The sequence below is a fragment of the Acetobacterium malicum subsp. dehalogenans DSM 11527 genome (genome assembly GCF_000472665.1).
GTDB classification, from domain to species: Bacteria; Bacillota; Clostridia; order Eubacteriales; family Eubacteriaceae; genus Acetobacterium; species Acetobacterium malicum.
This window is the reverse complement of the sequence record NZ_AXAC01000015.1, coordinates 26617-44353: the sequence shown is the minus strand read 5'-3', so window position 1 is coordinate 44353 and position 17737 is coordinate 26617. Positions and strand designations below refer to the sequence as shown.

Sequence of the window (17737 nt, the reverse complement as noted above, 5' to 3'; positions counted from 1 at the left end):
ACTCCAGTGGCGTATAATATAAAGCAGTATTATGTAAAAATCGATTGCAGATAAAGCGTTTGAAGCAACTACGAAATAGTGCCAATTTGACCGCTGATGGCTAAGGCATAAAATCGATAATAAAACCATATTAACCTGGAGGTTGAAAATGAAAAAAAGATTGACAGCGTTTCTGATCGTCTTTGCCATGGTACTGTCTTTGACAGCTTGCTCAGATGATAGTGGCGCAACCAGTACCCACAAAAACAGTGGCCTGGATACATCCCTGGCGCGGAGTACTGACATGAAGGTAAGTTCCAGCGGTGATCTGGAAATTCAGCGGCTGAGCCGAACCGAAACAAAAAAAATGGGCGCATCCGGCACCTGGACCATTTTTGTTTACATGTGCGGTTCGGATCTGGAGAGTGAAAGCGGCCTGGCCACCATGGACTTACAGGAAATGATTGATTCGACCCAATCCGACAAGATTAAATTTGTGGTTCAGACTGGTGGTGCCAATGCCTGGGATAATGATCTGGTCGATGATTCATTGACCCAGCGCTTTGTGATTGAAAATCAGAATATGGAACAGATTGAAGAAGCAGATGTTACCAATATGGGCAGTGCTGAGACGCTGGCCGAGTTTCTGGATTGGGGGGTGTCTGCCTATCCCGCCGAAAAAATGGGACTGGTTTTCTGGAATCACGGTGGCGGTAGTATTACCGGCGTCTGCTTTGACGAGCAAAACGAAAGTGATAGTCTGTCCTTGCTGGAAGTTGAAAATGCCCTGACTTCGGTTTATCCTAAGATGACCGATGCCTTTGAATTTATCGGCTTTGACGCCTGTCTGATGGGTACCGTGGAAACCGGAAATATGCTGGCGCCCCACGCCCGCTATATGGTCGCATCCGAAGAGCTGGAACCTGGCTACGGTTGGGATTACACCGCCATGGGTAACTTTATCGGCAGCAATCCGGGTGCCAGCGGGGCTGAACTGGGCAAGGTCGTGGTGGATTCTTTCTACGACGCCTGTGTGGCCATTGACAGTCAGAACGAAGCAACCCTGTCCTGCATCGACCTGTCTAAAATCGATGAACTGGTTTATGCTTTTAATGATGTAGCCCGGGAAATGTACAGTGCCACCACTAAAACTGAGGTCCTGTCCAATATGGTCAAGGGGATCACATCGGCGGAAAACTATGGTGGTAACAGCAAATCCGAAGGTTATACCAATATGGTCGACCTGGGCTCGGTGCTGAAAAACATGACCGGTAACATAGCCGGTACCGATCAAGCTTTGGCAGCCCTGGCGGACTGCGTCGTCTATATGAAAAACGGCAGCGATAAGGCCGATTCCCACGGCTTGGCGATCTATTACCCCTTAGCCATTCAGGGCTCCGAAGAATTGTCAATTTTCAAAGATATCTGTGTCAGTCCTTACTACATGTCCTTTGTCGATAAAATGGCCTACGGCAGCGATACCAACGGCGATTTTGGAAGCTACAGCGATACCGACTGGTTTGGCGAAAACTCGCTATACTGGAGTGGCAGCTATGATGAAGCAGGCGGATCTGCTTACTGGTCGGAACTGGATCAGGAACCCACCGAAGTATATAATTTCAGTGAAGATGAGAGTTCAGTTTCATTTTCATCAGCGCCAGCCATCAATGCCAATGGGATGTACGGCTTTACGATTTCCGCCGATACGCTGGACTATGTCGATGCCGTTTACTGCGACGTGTTTTTGGATGCCGGGGACGGCGAAACTCTGATTGAATTGGGGCTGGACGATAATATTACCGCTGACTGGAATACCGGAAAGTTCGAAGATAACTTCAGCGGTTATTGGGTGTCCCTGCCTGATGGCCAGCCTCTGGCCACCTATATTGTCGAACAGGGTGAAAACTACAATATCTACACCTCACCGGTGATGCTGAATGGGGTGGAAACCAATTTGCGGATAAAAATTGATTTCGCCAGTGACGGCAATTACGTCATCACCATTATCGGCGCCTGGGATGGTATCGATGAGGTCACCGGTCAATCGGCCAAAGAGATTATCAAGCTAAAAAAGGGCGATCTGATCACCCCGATGTATTACTCCTATAGCATGAAAACCGATGAAGAAGGTATTTACGAAGGTGACGCCTACACCTTTAATAATGACCCGGTGATCTACGAAGAACCGCTGGCGGTGGGAGACTACTACTATTCTTTCCAGATTGATGATATATTTGGCAGCTCCCTTTATACCGATTTCGAAATATTCTCGGTAGATGCCAATGGCGATATTTACTTTAATCAATGATCAGAAAATGATAGTGAATTAGACGAATCAATACCAACAGCCTGAAATCAGAAAAAGGTCTCAGGCTGTTTTTTTTGCAGTGGATTTTATGGATTAATTGCCAACAGATAAAAATCTTTTGTAGGAGTAACAGAAAAGACTTGAAATAAATAACAAAATGAGGTACCTTAGTGTCAACAAGAGAATAATTAATGATAATAAGGGCAGTGTATTATTCGTATTCGAAACATGGGCTGTCTAAAGAGAATGGAGAGCGAGAAATGAAGATTGGTATTATTGTATTTTCTAAAACCAACAATACGTTTTCAGTCGCCGACAGGCTGAGGATGGCCCTGGCAGAAAAGGGTCTGGATGTTGAAATTCAGCGGATTATTCCTGAAAGTGATGATCCCGGGGTTAAGCCTCCGATTGTATTTACCAATCAGCCGGAAGTATCCCCCTATGATGTGATAATTTTTGCCAGTCCGGTTTGGGCCTTCTCATTGGCGGTGGTAATGAAAGAATATCTTGAACAAGTTTCATCCCTTCAGGGTAAACGGGTCTTCAGTTTTGTTACCAAACAGCTGGCATCCAAATTTACCGGCGGAACCAAGGCGAACCGACAGATCAAGTCAGCGGTTGCGTTAAAAGGCGGTACGGTCGAAAAATCCTTCATTGTCAGCTGGAAGAATAAAAAAAGAGATGAAGAGATCGCCAGCTTAGTTGCCGAAATCCTCAAAGCCGTTTAAGAATAGTTCGGATTGGGTTAGCGATCAGAAAAAAAGTAACTTGTTTTAAAAAAGCTCCTGAAGAAAAATCTTCAGGAGCTTTTTTGGGAGTGTCGAGAAGGGCCGATATTCAGAAAACCAGATGGTTCGGAAGCGATGGGACAGACTTAATTTTCAGAACTGAACCGGGCGTATTGCTGAATAATTTTTTCGGCAGTTTTAACCCCGTCTACTGCCGAAGACATAATTCCCCCGGCGTAACCGGCACCTTCACCCATTGGATAGAGTCCGGAAATATTGGCGACATGATCGTTATTGCGGTTAATCCGAATGGGTGAGGAGCTCCGGGTTTCAACGCCGGTCATAATACTGTCAGCCATGGCAAAGCCCTTGATCTTCTGATCAAAATGGAGCAGCGCTTCTTTCATGGTGGCGACCACATAATCTGGCAGGCAGTCTTTTAGCTCGGTCAGGTTAAGACCCGGGGTATAGGTTGGTTTGACGCTGCCCCAGTTAGTACTCGGCCGATCCGCCAGAAAATCGCCTACCAGCTGGGCCGGGGCGTGGTAGTTTCGGCCGCCCAGGGCAAAGGCCCGGGCTTCCCATTGTCGTTGAAAGGCCACACCGGCCAGGGGATGATCGTCACCGAAATCTTCAGGCTGAACTCCAACTAGCAGCGCGGCATTGGCATTTTCGCCATCCCGGCGGTGTTCACTCATACCATTGGTGACGACCCCGTTGGCTTCAGAAGCAGCGGCCACCACATAGCCCCCGGGGCACATACAGAAGGTGTAGGCTGAGCGGCCGTTGGGGGAATGATAGGAAAGCTTATAATCGGCAGCCCCCAGTCCCGTAGTGCCGGCAGCTGATCCGTATTGGGCGCTGTCGATCAGGCTCTGGTGATGTTCGATCCGGACGCCAATGGAAAAGGCTTTTGGAGTCATGGTGACGCCCCGATCATAAAGAGTCGCAAAGGTATCCCGGGCGCTGTGACCGATGCCCAGTAAAGCTACCCGGCAGTCAAGTTTTTCATAGTCATTAATGATCAATCCGGTTAGCTGATTATTTTGAATCAAAAAATCAGTGACTCGGGCCCGGAACCGCACCTCACCGCCATTGTTAATAATTTCTTGGCGTAGCGTCTGTACCGTTTCCCGGAGTAGATCGGTGCCGATATGGGGTTTGCTGAGATAAAGGATTTCCTCAGGGGCTCCAGCTTCAATAAAAGCTTCCAGAATACTCCGGCAGCGGGGATCATTGATCAGGGTGGTCAGCTTACCGTCTGAAAAGGTTCCGGCGCCACCTTCACCGAATTGTACATTGCTCTCCGGATCCAACTCGCCCGTTTGCCAGAAGGTGTCAATTTTAGCGGACCGGATCGTCACCTCATCACCCCGCTCCAGAATAATCGGGGCATAACCATTTCGAGCCAGGATCAGGCCGGCAAAAAGACCGGCGGGTCCCATACCGATAATCACCGGCCTGAGATCGAGGGTGGCGCTTCCTGGTGTCACTGCGTGATAGGATAAATCGGGACTGGGAGTAAGGCCGGATTTGCAGCCTTTTTTGAGAATCGCCGCCTCATTTTTAAGGCTGGCATCCACCGTATAGATATAGACGATGGCATTTTTCTTGCGGGCATCAATGGACTTTTTAAATATGGTAAAGGCAAGCAGATCCTTGGGATTAACTTTAAGCTTTGACAGAATGACGTTCTTCAAGGCCTCTTTTTCAGCAGCACTGCTTTTAGCCTTCTGGATTTCAAGTTTGAGATTGGGAATTCGAATCATCAGATCCTCCTGTGGTGTTATTTGACAGAAATTATTATAACATGGTTTTGTCAAAAGTATAAAAAATTTGGTGCAGCAGTTATAAATCATTTAATCAATGGGAGATCGGTCCCGTCCGGTGAGCAGTGTTCTGTAAAAGATTTGTAAAACGTCATAAAAAAACCTTAAAAAGTCACATAAAAGTTGACAATTAAATTGAAAAGGGTATAATTTTTAAAAAGGAGTAAGTGATCACTCCGGTAGGAGGAACGACGTGCAAAAATCATTGATTAAAAGGCATGAAAGCATCATCGTCTCAACCATTCAAACTATGAATGCCGTGGGGCTTCAAAATTTATCCACCAAAATGATTGCTAATCAGGAAGGTGTTTCCGAAGGAACCCTGTTTCGGCATTTTAAAACTAAAACCGATATTATGCTGGCAGTGGTAGATCATTTTTCGCAGTATGATGATGCCATCATTGAAACCTGTCGAAAAAAGAAATTGTCGCCGTTGGAGGCGATTCGTTATTTTTATAATGCCTACGCCGAATATTATCAGAACTACCCCGAAATAACCGTGGTGGTTCAGGCTTATGACAGCTTGATGTGCGATCCGGAACTGTCGGAAAAAGTCAGTTCAATCATTTATAAACGATCCGATTTTATTATCAAAACCATAAAGGAAGCCATCGATCTGAGAATCGTCCGCCCAAATCTGGATCCGGAGGTGCTGGAAAATATTCTCACCGGCGGTAGCAAGGAAATCTGCCTGAAGTGGCGAATGGCGAGATACAGTTTTTCGATCAAAGAAAAAAGCGCCGAGATGGTTGAAATGTTGCTAAGCGGTTTTATGGAAAATTGAGATAAGGAGGAACGCGATTGGCAGAGCAATTTATAAATGATCCAATGCAGGAAGTTTTTATTTTTGAAACGTCCCAGCAATTGGAACAAATGGAACAGTCAGTGATTAAGACTGAAGCCCTGGGCAGTTATCCCAGTGAAACCATCAATGAAATATTCAGAATTATGCATACTATCAAAAGTTCGGCGGCGATGATGCTGATCAATAATATGTCGGTGGTGGCTCATACCACCGAAGATATGTTTTACTTTATTCGGGAAGAAAAACCGCAGTTTATTGATGTGTCAACCCTTTCAGACCTGGTCTTTGAAGGCATTGACTTTATGAAACTGGAACTGGAAAAAATAAAAAATGGAATGGAAGCTGATGGTAACCCGGAAATACTGATTGACAGGATCAAAGATCATCTGAAAATCCTCAAAGAGAATAATAAGCTGACTGACTCTCAGGCGGTTAATAATGAGCCGTTAACTGAAAAGTACTATATCAGCTCCAGCAAAACGGCAAAAATCAGTGAACCAAAAACCTATCAGGTCATTCTTCAATTTGAAGAAAACTGCGGGATGGAAAATATCCGGGCTTTCACCGTGGTTCATAATCTGAAGGAAATCACAGAAACCTTCAAAAGTACTCCCGAGGATGTTATTAACGACCTGGATTGTGTGGAGATCATCAAGCGGGATGGTTTTATCCTGGAGATAAAAACTTCGGAATCCCCGGAAAAACTGGAAGCCTTTTTCCGCACCATGGCCTTTATTGATCGGATCGAAATAACTGAAACAGAGGATCTTCTGGAAATCCGGGAAGAACTGAGTATCCTCGTATCCGATGAAGCGATCATGGTTCCCCAGCTTAAAAATCCGGCCATCGAAATGGCTTCAGCCAAAGAAACCCCGGTAGCCAATGGCAACCACAGTCAGAGCATGATTTCGGTCAGTGTGGAAAAGCTGGATAAACTGATGAATCTGGTCGGTGAGATGGTTATTTCAGAAGCGATGGTCACCCAGAACCCAGATCTCAAGGGACTGGTGCTGGATAATTTCAGTAAATCCGCCCGGCAGCTGAAAAAAATCACCAATGAACTCCAGGATATGGTCATGTCGATTCGGATGGTTCCTCTGGGACCGACTTTTTTTAAGATGAACCGGATTGTCCGGGATATCAGTAAAAAACTGGGCAAAGAAATTAATTTGAAAATTCTTGGTGAAGAAACCGAGGTCGATAAGAATATCATTGAGCAGATCGGTGATCCGCTGATGCATATTGTCAGGAACTCGGCCGATCATGGGATTGAAGCGGCTGAGACGCGGATTCTTCAGGGTAAACCTCGGGCTGGCACCATAACCCTGGAAGCCAAAAACGCCGGTGGTGAAGTGTTAATCATCATTCGGGATGATGGCAAGGGTTTGAGTCGGACTGGAATCCTGGAGAAAGCCCGGGAAAATGGAGTAGTTGGCGATGAAGCGGCCAATATGACTGACACCGAGGTGTTCAACCTGATTTTTTTGCCCGGCTTTTCGACCAAGGAAGCAGTGACAGAGTTTTCCGGCCGGGGCGTTGGTATGGATGTGGTCGCCAAAAACATTGAAGCAGTGGGTGGCAATATTCTGGTTGAAAGTGTCGAAGGTCGGGGCACCACAATTACCCTGAAAATTCCCCTGACCCTGGCAATCATTGAAGGGATGAATATCCGGGTCGGGGAAAGCTGTTATACGCTGCCGATTATGTCCATCAAAGAATCGTTTATTCCCAAGTCGCAGGAGGTCTTCCGGGATACTGATGAAAATGAGATGATCATGATCAGGGGCCAGTGCTACCCGATCATGCGCCTCAAAGAGCATTACAAAGTTAAAACCGGAGCAACCCAGATTGAGGATGGTATTTTAATTATGCTGGAAGGAGAAACCAAAACCACCTGTCTTTTTGCCGATGAATTATTGGGCGAACAGCAGGTTGTGGTTAAAACCCTGCCGAAATATATTCAGCGGATGAAAAAAATTGATGGGCTGGCCGGTTGCACCCTGCTGGGTGATGGCAACATCAGCCTGATTCTGGATGTCAACGGGCTGATCGCTCAGAAACGATTTAGAAACTAAGGAAAGGGGGCGAAACGATGGTGGATGAGTTTGATGAATTTGATGAATTGGAGTTCGAAGAGGATGATGAAAGCGAAGAAGGAAAGTATTTAACCTTTAATCTGGATAATGAAGCCTATGGACTGGAAATCACTTATGTCACTGAAATAATCGGGATACAGAAAATAACTGAAGTGCCGGAGCTGCCGGTATATGTCAAAGGAATTATGAGCCTCCGGGGACAGATCATTCCGGTGGTGGATGTGCGGCTCAGGTTTGGGAAACCCGGTCGCGACTACGACGAGCGAACCTGTGTGATCGTCGTCGAAATATCAGATATCACTGTCGGACTGATCGTCGATGGAGTGGCCGAGGTCGTGGCCATTCCCGAGGAAGAAATTGTTCCTCATCCGGATCTTGATGAAACCGACAGCCGGCAATTTGTCAGCGGGATCGGGAAAGTCGGAACAGCGGTTAAGTTAATTCTGGACTGCCAGAAACTGCTTGAAGACGATGAAATGGAAAAGAACAGTCAGGAAGCCTGATTTGTATACGCGTAAGAAAATAAAAACTTTGATGGAGGAAACACAAAATGGAATTTTTTAAAAACCTGAAAATAAAACAAAAGCTGGTCACCTGTTTTATCTTGCTGGCAGTGGTCACCGGAGTTGTCGGGGTGTTTGGTATCTATACGATGAATACCATTAACACCCAGTCGGAAAACATGTATTACAATAACCTGGTTCCCTCCCAAAAATTGGCCAGTATTCAATCAGCAATGGAAGATATTCGGGCCAACCAGTTGTTGGCCGTTTATGAACGCAATCCAGGCACCCTGCAAACCCGGCTCGATGCCATTAATGCGGCAGTAGAAAGTGATAATGCGTTATTAAAAGAGTATGAAGCAACAATTCAGGATGACGAAAACAAAGCGATGTATACAACCCTGACCGAAAACCTGGTGACTTACCGAGAATTGCGTAATGCCAATCTGGAACTGGTCAAAGTGCAAAAATATGATGAGGCGCTGGCGGGTCTCACTGCTGTTACTCAGGCGCGAACAACGGTTGATAACGATCTGCAAGCATTAATAGACTACAATACAAAACTTTCGGAAGAGATCTTAGCCCAGAATACTGCCAACTTCAAAACCCAGAGCACGGTGATGATCATTTTCATTGTCGTCGGAATTGCCCTGGCGGTGGGACTGGGATTGACGGTTGCTAATATGATCAGCAAACCCTTGCGACGAATGGTCGATTCAGCTGAGGAAATTGCCAATGGCAATCTCGATGTAACGATTAAAATTGACAGTCGCGATGAAGTTGGTGAGCTGGGTCTGGCCTTTGTCAAAATGACCGATCATATCAATGAAATCATGACCAATATTGATTCGGCAGCTGAACAGGTGGCCGCTGGCTCCAAGCAGATTGCTGATTCCAGTATGGGTCTGTCTCAGGGTGCCACCGAACAGGCCAGCTCAATTGAACAACTGACCGCCTCCATCGAGGAAATTTCATCTCAGACCCGGCTCAATGCCGATAACGCCAGCGAGGCCAATGAACTGGCGGAACTCACCAGAACCAATGCTGTTCAGGGTAATAACGAAATGAAACGGATGCTGGAATCGATGGAAGAAATCAATGAATCATCAGCCAATATTTCTAAAATCATCAAGGTCATCGATGAGATTGCTTTCCAGACCAACATTCTGGCCTTGAACGCAGCTGTGGAAGCGGCTCGGGCCCGACAGCACGGTAAAGGATTTGCGGTGGTCGCTGAAGAAGTCAGAAACCTGGCGGCCCGATCAGCTGATGCGGCGAAAGAAACCACCCGGATGATCGAAGGATCGATAAAAAAAGTTGACGACGGCACCAAAATTGCGACCACCACCGCTACCGCCCTCAATAAGATTGTTGATGATGTGGCTAAGGTCTCAGAAATTGTCGGAAATATTGCTTCAGCTTCCAACGAACAGGCCATTGGCATTTCCCAGATCAATCAGGGTATTATGCAAGTCTCTGAAGTTGTTCAAATGAATTCTGCTACCTCCGAAGAAAGTGCTGCCGCCAGTGAAGAACTGTCCAGTCAGGCGGAACTGTTACGAGAACAGGCAGCCCGGTTTAGTCTCAAAAAAAGCCGTTACACCTACCGGGGAGGCGAAGAATCAGCACCAGAAAACCGCGGTGCCCAGAGAGAAACAGCCAATAATCCGGTGTCAAAGCCGACCCGAATTGCTTTGACTGATAACGAATTTGGAAAATATTAAAGAATAGTTTAAAAATGGGTATACATAAAACAGTGTCCTGCGTGACAAAACATGACTGAAGATTTACGGGCTCTATATCACCGGATAATGGACCGGATATTAGTACCCATTGGCGGAACACGAATGGGCACTAGAGATTTCTCAAGCGGGTAGAAAGGATGAGAAAAAATGCAAAAGAAAAATCAGATCAGCGTTCTCATCGTCGATGACAGCAAGTCTTTTCGGGAAATGATGGCCCGAAAATTGTCCGCTGACCCGCAGATCCAGGTCATTGCCACCGCTGGGGATGCTTTTGAAGCCCGGGACAAAATTCTCAAATACGATCTGGACCTGATTGTCTGTGATCAGGAAATGCCTAAAATGAATGGTGTTGAATTTATTGAACGGCTATTGCCGCAATATTCATTGCCGGTGGTGATGATCGGCGAAACCCAAGCCGGTGCAGCAGCCAGAAAGGCCGGGGCTCTCGATTTTGTAAAAAAACCCCATCTCCGGTCAGTAAAAGCGGTTGAGGATTTTTTAGTTGAGCTGACTCTAAAGATCCGGCTGGCCGTCAAAACCGGGGTTATCCTGTCAGAAAAAAATTCAGGCATCCAGAAGACTGAACACAAGCACGTCCTGCAATCATCAGTCAGTAGGCAGCCAACAACCGACCGACTCATTGCCATTGGTGCGTCAACAGGCGGAACTGAAGCAATTTATCAGATCCTTAAAAATTTGCATCCGGATTGCCCTGGAATCCTGATTGTTCAGCATATTCCGCCGGTGTTTTCAAAAATGTTTGCTGAACGGCTGGATACCCAGACTCCCTTACGTTGTAAAGAAGCCCAATCCGGCGATTATCTGGAGCCGGGCAGGGTATATATTGCCCCCGGCGATCAGCATATGCGGGTAAAACGGATCGGCCACAAGTATCGGGTTGAAGTGTTTGTCGGCGAAAAGGTCAATGGCCATTGTCCTTCGGTGGATATGCTTTTTGATTCAGTGGCTCGGGAAGCCGGCCCGCAGGCGATTGGGGTGCTATTGACAGGAATGGGCAATGACGGGGCCAAAGGCCTTCTGGATATCCGGCGCCACGGCGGTCACACAATTGGCCAGGATGAGGCATCCTCGGTGGTCTATGGGATGAACAAGGTTGCCTATAACATCGGGGCCGTGGCAGTTCAATCCGCTCTGGAAAACATTCATCATTGCATACTTTCAGCACTAAAGGAATAGGTGAAGCTATGACAAAAATCATCGGAATCGGCGAAATGGCCATTTCCAATAATCGTAACGATACTATTAAGACATTTGCCTTAGGCTCATGTCTGGGGATCACGGCCTATTCACCAATCCGAAAAGTTGGGGGTATCATTCATATTGCGCTGCCTCGACCAGCCCGGATGGAAGATGCTGTCGACCGCCATTGCTATTATGCCACTACAGGGTTGCCTTATTTTATTCATCAGTTTTCCAGCGAATTTGGATGTTTGAAAAAAGAACTGGTGATCCGTATTTTTGGTGGGGCTGAATCGATGCGGCAGAACGATACCTTTAACGTCGGTCGGCACAACCTGGAAATCACAAAAAAGATTCTAACAGATATGAATTTAGGCATTCACTATGCTGAAACTGGCGAAAAAGTCAGCCGTACCATTGAGCTGGAAGTAGCCAGCGGCGATATTAACATCTGGCATCAGAATATGATCATCTGACTGCCAATCGATCAGAGCACTTAAAACTACCGGATAAAATGAAAAAAGGGAGGATGAAATGTCAAAGGAGGAGCGATTGGATACGGAAGATAATTTCATTCAGGAGTTTAATGCCATATCAGTAGGTGTGGTAGTGTTGGATGAAGAGGCCAAAGTCACCAAAGTCAATGATCCATTGCTGAATTATTTCAACCGAAAAAGAGCAGATTTTATTGGCAGGCAGTTTGGTGATGCGGTTCAGTGTAAAAGTAGCCGGTTAAACAAACTGGGTTGCGGTTTTGACCCGAGCTGTGAGTTCTGTGAGCTGCGAAACGCTTTTTCAAAGGTCCTGGAATCAGAAGCAGAACCAATTAAAATAGAATTTAAAAAAAGTATTTTTGTTGATGATGAAGAAAGTGATTATTGGTTCAGGGTCAGTATTGCGCCCCTGCTTCGGGAGCATCAAAGAAATGCCGTGGTAACCTTTGTGGATATTACGGAGCGAAAAAACAGAGAGCTCTCCCTGGAACAGTCCCGGGATTATTATTACCGGATGTTCGAAAACTTTCCGACCCTGATCTGGAAGACCGATCTGGAAGGAAACGTTGTTTATTTTAACCGCAGCTGGTCCTTGTTCACTGGCAAACAGAATGAAGATTATTTGGGGATAAAATGGCTGGATCTGATCCATCCTGAAGACCGGAAGTTCTATATGCAAATGAAAAATAAAGCTTTTCACAGCAAAAGATCCTTCAGTATTCAGTATCGAATTCGCCATGCCAGTGGCAATTATCGCTGGATTGAAGGGATCTACAGCCCATCCTTTGAGGTAGACGGAAGTTACGGCGGTTATATCGGTATTGGGATTGATATTACTGATCGCAAAAGTCTGGAAGAAGGATTGATCCGTTATAAAATGCTGGCTGAAAAGGTCCGGGACACGATTGTTTTTGTGGAGATCAGCGGTAAAATAATCGATGCCAATAATGCGGCCGTCCAGCTCTATGGATACAAACGCGGGGAGTTACTGGAGCTTTCAATTTTTGATTTGATCGAGGGTGGAAAATCCGTGGCGATTGAAGAAATGAAACATGGTGATAAGGATGGGGTCTTTTTTGAGACCATCCATAAGCGCAAAGACGGAACCCCGTTTCCTGTTGAGGTTAGTGCGAAAACCACAAAAATCAATGAAAAACGGGTAATTATCTGCATTGTCCGGGATATTTCCGAACGGAAAAATTCTGAAAATGCCCTCATCGACAGTGAAGAAAAGTTTCGTCAGGTCTTTCATAATTCGTCAGATGCTATTTTTGTTCAGGAAACCAATGAGGACGGATGTCATGGGCGATTGATTGAAGTAAATCAAACCGCCGGAGATATGTTTAACTACTCGTATGAGGAATTTTTTGGATTTACGGATCCGGTTTTTAAATTGATTGATTCACCTGAGGTAGGACAGAATTATTGTCATGAGTTGCTGGAAAAAAATCAAGTTGCAATTAAGACCATGGCCAAACGGAAGGATGGATCGACACTGCCCGTTGAAGTTTTATGCAGCCATTGTTATTTGAATGAAAAAAAAGTGGCCATTACCATTGTCCGCGATATCAGTGAGCGGTTGGCCGTGGAACAGGCCTTAAAATTGGCCAAAGAAGAAGCGGAAACAGCTAATCAGGCCAAAAGTGAATTTTTGGCCAATATGAGTCATGAGATCAGAACCCCGCTAAATGGGATTGTGGGGATGGTCAATTTAATGCGTTTATCCAACTTAAATCAGGAACAGCAGGAGAACATCAAAATCATCAAAACCTGCGTCAATGCGCTGCTCAATGTGATCAATGATATCCTTGATTTCTCGAAAATGGAAGCCGGAAAACTGGAAATCAGAAAGAAAAATTGTGATATCAAAGCACTGGTGGAACACACGATTAAAGCCCAGTCCCCAGTGGCGGCTGGCAAGGGAATTGAACTCAACTATGCTTTTTCAGCTGCAGTGCCCCAATATGTCATGGGCGATTTCCATCGGATCCAGCAGATCCTCAACAACCTGATCAGCAACGCGATCAAATTTACCGATATCGGTGAGGTCTGGATCAAGGTTAAAAGCCTGGCCGTAACCGACAAACGGGTTGAGTTGCTCTTTGTTGTTGAAGATACTGGCATTGGCATTGCCGAAGAAAATCGGCAGCGGATTTTTGAAAGCTTTAGTCAGGTAGATGGTTCCTTTACCCGGCGATTTGGCGGCACTGGTTTGGGACTTGCCATTACCAGACAATTGGTGGAACTGATGGGCGGAAAAATATGGGTTGAAAGCATCGAAGGCGTTGGTAGCCGTTTCTATTTCCAGCTCGCCTTTGAGCCGGGGTCGGCCGAAGACGACCAACTGGAAAAACATCCAGACTATTTTAAAATCAATCAGCAGTATAAAGTTTTGTTAACTGAGGATGATAAGGTCAATCAATTGGTTATTTCCCGAATGCTCAACGAATGCGGTTATGGTGTCGATATTGCCGGTAATGGCTATGAGGCTGTGGAAATGGTCCGACAAAATAACTACGATATTATTCTGATGGATATTCAAATGCCGGAAATGGATGGGATTGAAGCGACTAAACGAATCCGCGCAATCAATCAGGATACGCCGGTTCTGGCAATTACAGCCTATGCTCTCCATGGGGACCGGGAAAAATTTATGTCACAGGGAATGGATGGCTACATCTCCAAGCCCATTAAAGTGGAAAAACTGGTCGCTGAGATTGAAAAATGCATCAGTCGTAAAGAAGAGGCAAGAACGTCCGGTGATTTTGAAATGCACATTGACGTCAATGGGGAAATCATTATTAAGGAAAAAAACACATCCGATGGTTTGATCGGAAAGATTTATGATCAGGAAAAGGAAGAACAACTGGCTGAATTGATCAATGCGTTAAACGATCAAGTAGCAGCAGGAAAGCTGGAAGATTTCGAAAAATTGGCGAATCGGATCAAGAAACTTGCGATTGCTCTGGATATTGAAGACTTAAAGGTTGTTGCCTTTAAAATCGAGTTGGACATCAGACGGGGTAATTTTGAAGTAGCGGCCGAAAAGGTTGATCAACTGAATCATATTTACTCGGTGTACAAAAAAACAGTATAATTACAACAAATAAAATGGCCAGAAAAATAGTACAGCAAACGAAAGGTTGGAATGATAATGAAAATATTAATTGTGGAAGATGACATGGTAAGCCGACGTTTTTTAGGGAAATTTTTAGCCCAATATGGAGAGTGTGATATTGTGGTGGATGGAATGGAGGCCCTGGATGCCTACCTCATTGCCATTAAAGAAGAAGACCCCTACGATCTGATCTGCCTGGATATTATGATGCCCAAAGTGGATGGGGTCAAAGTACTCAAAGCGATCCGGGATTTTGAAGTACAACGGGGAATCCTGGCCGAAAATAAGGTGAAAATTATTATCATCACCGCTCTGGCCGATACCGAGTTTGTCAATACTGCCTTTGATCTGGGTTGTGAAGCCTATGCCGCTAAACCGGTGGATACCGATAAACTGGTTGAAGTCATGAATAAATTGGGCGTGATCAAAGTCGATCAGTAAAACTAAAATGGGGTAGAAAAATGGGAGTTTTAGAAGATCACATTAATAATTATACACGGTTTGAACAGCCTGCTGGTCAAACAATGCATCACGATAGTAAACGGGGAAAAACGGGATATTCGCTGTCTCATTATCTGTGTGATCTTAACGAAAGCATGACCGAACAGCTCAACCGCAAGATGTTGGTGGAACTGAAAAACAACCTGAGCAACGTGTTGTTTCAGGAACAGTACACCTATACTCATGTAACCCAGTTTCTGGCCCATATGTATGAAAGCATCGAAGGCAATCCGATCATTCTTAGAGCTCTGGATCAGATCAAAAAAATGGATGAGTACACCTTTACTCATAGTGTCAACACCGCCTTTTATGCGATGTTTATCGCCATGTGGATGGGTTTGGCAGAACAGGACATCATCAATGCCACCCAGGCCGGTTTTTTGCATGATATCGGGAAGATCTATATTCCCGAGGCAATCTTAAATAAGCCCGGGCCCTTAACCGAGCAGGAATATGAAATTATTCAGTTACATCCCCTTTACGGCTATTCGCTACTCAATGAATTCAGTGCCTTCAATCTGGAGGTTAAACGAGCGGTCCTGTTTCATCACGAGCGGATTGACGCCAAAGGTTATCCGCTGTGCGCCACCGATGATTACGTGGGCCTTTTACCAAAAATCATTGCAGTCGCTGATGTCTATGATGCCATGACCACCAATCGGATTTATAAAAAAGGGAAAACTGCTCTGGAAGCCATTGACTATCTCAATCATCAAGGGCGGAGCCAGCTGGATAATCGGGTATTGCTTCATTTTCTGAATAATATCCCGGTTTATGATTTTAAGGCGTCATAAGAACTGGGGCGAAAAATATAAAATTCTATCGGCAGCTATATCTGGGACATTATCCAGAGAAGGCTGCTTTTTTATTGCACTGTATCTTCGCGACTCACCAGGGTGAAGGATTTTTATAAATAGCTTGACAAGAAGGAATAGCAGGTATAATATAATCATATGCTTACATAAGTATATGATTAACGAACAGGTTCTACCTGTAAATGTGAAAGGAGTATCAGATGAAACCACTCATCAATATATTTAAAATCCTGTCAGATGAGACAAGGCTTCGAATTATTGTTCTGCTTGCCCAGACTGAGTTGTGTGTTTGTGAACTCAGTTATATTTTAGATGTTTCTCAGCCCAACATTTCAAAAAACCTGACAAAGTTAAAGGAACTAAATCTTGTTACTTCGCAACGGAGAGAGAAATTTATTTTTTATAAGATAAAGACTGATAATGAGATTTTGAACCATATAGTAAAAGATATAATAGATAATATTGCGGTTTATCCGCAGCTTATTATTGATCAAAACAAAAATATTGATAATCAAAAACTATTGGATCAATGCTGTAACCATCATGCGATCCAATTGTAAATTTAAAAAAGTTAGGAGATGATCTTATGTTTATATTTGAATGGTTAAATAATCAGTTGTTAAAAATGGAGTGGCTCAGCTATTTAGTCGCTCAACTGGTGCAAAATGTATTTGGTCTGAGCACCCAGGATCGACTGGGAGGGAGTATTCATTTTTTCATTTACGATGTCATTAAAATATTTATCCTTTTATCAGTTTTGATTTTTATGATTTCCTATATTCAAAGCTTTTTCCCACCGGAACGAACTCGTAAAATTCTAGGTGGTTTTAACGGTATTACCGCCAATATATTAGGGGCGTTGCTGGGGACCATCACACCATTTTGTTCTTGTTCATCGATCCCGCTTTTTATCGGCTTTACCAGTGCCGGATTACCTATCGGCGTAACCTTTTCATTTTTGATTTCATCGCCCCTGGTGGATCTGGCTTCAGTAATTTTACTAGCCAGCATTTTTAACTGGCAAATTGCCATTGCCTATGTTATTGTCGGTCTGATCCTGGCGGTCCTCGGCGGGACGATCATCGGTAAAGCTAAGCTTGAAGATTACGTGGAGCCCTTTGTTTATAGTAACAAAATCGTTGAAATGGATCAGGAAACCTTGACCACACGCGATCGCATGGGTTTTGCAAAAGACCAGGTTCTAGAAATTGTCAGAAAAGTGTGGCTATATGTCTTAATTGGTGTAGGAATTGGAGCCGTGATTCATAATTGGATACCGGAAGATATTATCTCAGCGGTGCTGGGAGAAGATAAGTGGTACTCGGTGCTGATTGCAACGTTAGTCGGGATTCCGATGTATGCTGATATCTTTGGGACGCTCCCTATCGCTGAAGCGTTGGTTTCAAAAGGCGCTGGCCTTGGCACCGTCTTGGCCTTTATGATGGCAGTTACGGCATTGTCGCTACCATCGATAATTATGCTTAAAAAAGTGGTTAAAACCAAATTGCTGGTTATTTTTGTGGGAATCGTTACGGCCGGAATTTTGATTATCGGTTATAGTTTTAATGCTTTTAGTTATCTATTCTTGTAAGAAATTTTGACATAAATGAAAGATC

Annotated in this window: 14 protein-coding genes; 13 read left to right on the top strand and 1 reads right to left on the bottom strand. The window is 44.8% G+C overall.

Annotated elements, in window-relative coordinates:
* Positions 1 to 148: 148 nt before the first annotated feature.
* A complete protein-coding gene (locus tag A3KS_RS20475) occupies positions 149 to 2287 on the top strand; it encodes a clostripain-related cysteine peptidase (protein WP_051355730.1) in 2139 nt (712 codons plus the stop codon).
* A gap of 260 nt (positions 2288 to 2547) precedes the next feature.
* Entirely contained in the window at positions 2548 to 3015 is a 468-nt protein-coding gene (locus A3KS_RS0107135; protein ID WP_026394330.1) for a flavodoxin family protein, read from the top strand.
* A 146-nt stretch (positions 3016 to 3161) separates the two neighbouring features.
* Here A3KS_RS0107135 and A3KS_RS0107130 read toward each other — a convergent pair whose 3' ends face one another.
* Positions 3162 to 4784, bottom strand: a complete 1623-nt coding sequence (locus A3KS_RS0107130; protein ID WP_026394329.1) for an NAD(P)/FAD-dependent oxidoreductase — start codon at positions 4782 to 4784, stop codon at positions 3162 to 3164.
* A gap of 253 nt (positions 4785 to 5037) precedes the next feature.
* Between A3KS_RS0107130 and A3KS_RS0107125 the strand changes: the two genes are divergently transcribed.
* From A3KS_RS0107125 to A3KS_RS0107075, 11 genes are all read left to right on the top strand, one after another.
* Complete coding sequence (locus tag A3KS_RS0107125) at positions 5038 to 5628, top strand: TetR/AcrR family transcriptional regulator (RefSeq protein ID WP_026394328.1); 591 nt, start codon at positions 5038 to 5040, stop codon at positions 5626 to 5628.
* A gap of 17 nt (positions 5629 to 5645) precedes the next feature.
* Positions 5646 to 7724, top strand: coding sequence for a chemotaxis protein CheA (locus A3KS_RS0107120; protein ID WP_026394327.1), 2079 nt, complete (start codon positions 5646 to 5648; stop codon positions 7722 to 7724).
* A gap of 17 nt (positions 7725 to 7741) precedes the next feature.
* On the top strand, positions 7742 to 8248 hold the full coding sequence (locus tag A3KS_RS0107115; protein WP_051355729.1) for a chemotaxis protein CheW: 507 nt from the start codon (positions 7742 to 7744) through the stop codon (positions 8246 to 8248).
* Between the two features lie 47 nt (positions 8249 to 8295).
* On the top strand, positions 8296 to 9972 hold the full coding sequence (locus A3KS_RS0107110; RefSeq protein WP_026394325.1) for a methyl-accepting chemotaxis protein: 1677 nt from the start codon (positions 8296 to 8298) through the stop codon (positions 9970 to 9972).
* A 168-nt stretch (positions 9973 to 10140) separates the two neighbouring features.
* Entirely contained in the window at positions 10141 to 11190 is a 1050-nt protein-coding gene (gene cheB / locus A3KS_RS0107105) for a chemotaxis-specific protein-glutamate methyltransferase CheB (RefSeq protein WP_026394324.1), read from the top strand.
* A gap of 8 nt (positions 11191 to 11198) precedes the next feature.
* Positions 11199 to 11669: a chemotaxis protein CheD gene (locus tag A3KS_RS0107100; protein WP_026394323.1), complete on the top strand. Its 471-nt coding sequence runs from the start codon at positions 11199 to 11201 to the stop codon at positions 11667 to 11669.
* A 58-nt stretch (positions 11670 to 11727) separates the two neighbouring features.
* Positions 11728 to 14784 carry a PAS domain-containing hybrid sensor histidine kinase/response regulator gene (locus A3KS_RS0107095; protein ID WP_051355728.1) on the top strand — a complete coding sequence of 1019 codons (3057 nt, stop codon included), beginning with the start codon at positions 11728 to 11730 and terminating at the stop codon, positions 14782 to 14784.
* A 57-nt stretch (positions 14785 to 14841) separates the two neighbouring features.
* The gene (locus A3KS_RS0107090; protein WP_026394321.1) at positions 14842 to 15246 is read left to right on the top strand and encodes a response regulator; all 405 of its coding nucleotides are present in this window, start codon (positions 14842 to 14844) and stop codon (positions 15244 to 15246) included.
* Positions 15247 to 15266: 20 nt separating this feature from the next.
* The gene (locus A3KS_RS22490) at positions 15267 to 16100 is read left to right on the top strand and encodes an HD-GYP domain-containing protein (RefSeq protein ID WP_051355727.1); all 834 of its coding nucleotides are present in this window, start codon (positions 15267 to 15269) and stop codon (positions 16098 to 16100) included.
* A gap of 221 nt (positions 16101 to 16321) precedes the next feature.
* Positions 16322 to 16681, top strand: coding sequence for an ArsR/SmtB family transcription factor (locus A3KS_RS0107080; RefSeq protein WP_026394320.1), 360 nt, complete (start codon positions 16322 to 16324; stop codon positions 16679 to 16681).
* Positions 16682 to 16707: 26 nt separating this feature from the next.
* Entirely contained in the window at positions 16708 to 17712 is a 1005-nt protein-coding gene (locus A3KS_RS0107075) for a permease (protein WP_026394319.1), read from the top strand.
* Positions 17713 to 17737: the final 25 nt, after the last annotated feature.

What these genes read in the sequence shown, in the direction of transcription:
- A3KS_RS0107100 (WP_026394323.1), top strand. Translation starts at nt 11,199, where the DNA reads ATGACAAAAATCATCGGAATCGGCGAAATGGCCATTTCCAATAATCGT.
- A3KS_RS22490 (WP_051355727.1), top strand. Translation starts at nt 15,267, where the DNA reads ATGGGAGTTTTAGAAGATCACATTAATAATTATACACGGTTTGAACAG.
- A3KS_RS0107090 (WP_026394321.1), top strand. Translation starts at nt 14,842, where the DNA reads ATGAAAATATTAATTGTGGAAGATGACATGGTAAGCCGACGTTTTTTA.
- A3KS_RS20475 (WP_051355730.1), top strand. Translation starts at nt 149, where the DNA reads ATGAAAAAAAGATTGACAGCGTTTCTGATCGTCTTTGCCATGGTACTG.
- A3KS_RS0107130 (WP_026394329.1), bottom strand. Translation starts at nt 4,784, where the DNA reads ATGATTCGAATTCCCAATCTCAAACTTGAAATCCAGAAGGCTAAAAGC.
- A3KS_RS0107110 (WP_026394325.1), top strand. Translation starts at nt 8,296, where the DNA reads ATGGAATTTTTTAAAAACCTGAAAATAAAACAAAAGCTGGTCACCTGT.
- cheB (WP_026394324.1), top strand. Translation starts at nt 10,141, where the DNA reads ATGCAAAAGAAAAATCAGATCAGCGTTCTCATCGTCGATGACAGCAAG.
- A3KS_RS0107080 (WP_026394320.1), top strand. Translation starts at nt 16,322, where the DNA reads ATGAAACCACTCATCAATATATTTAAAATCCTGTCAGATGAGACAAGG.
- A3KS_RS0107075 (WP_026394319.1), top strand. Translation starts at nt 16,708, where the DNA reads ATGTTTATATTTGAATGGTTAAATAATCAGTTGTTAAAAATGGAGTGG.
- A3KS_RS0107095 (WP_051355728.1), top strand. Translation starts at nt 11,728, where the DNA reads ATGTCAAAGGAGGAGCGATTGGATACGGAAGATAATTTCATTCAGGAG.
- A3KS_RS0107135 (WP_026394330.1), top strand. Translation starts at nt 2,548, where the DNA reads ATGAAGATTGGTATTATTGTATTTTCTAAAACCAACAATACGTTTTCA.
- A3KS_RS0107115 (WP_051355729.1), top strand. Translation starts at nt 7,742, where the DNA reads ATGGTGGATGAGTTTGATGAATTTGATGAATTGGAGTTCGAAGAGGAT.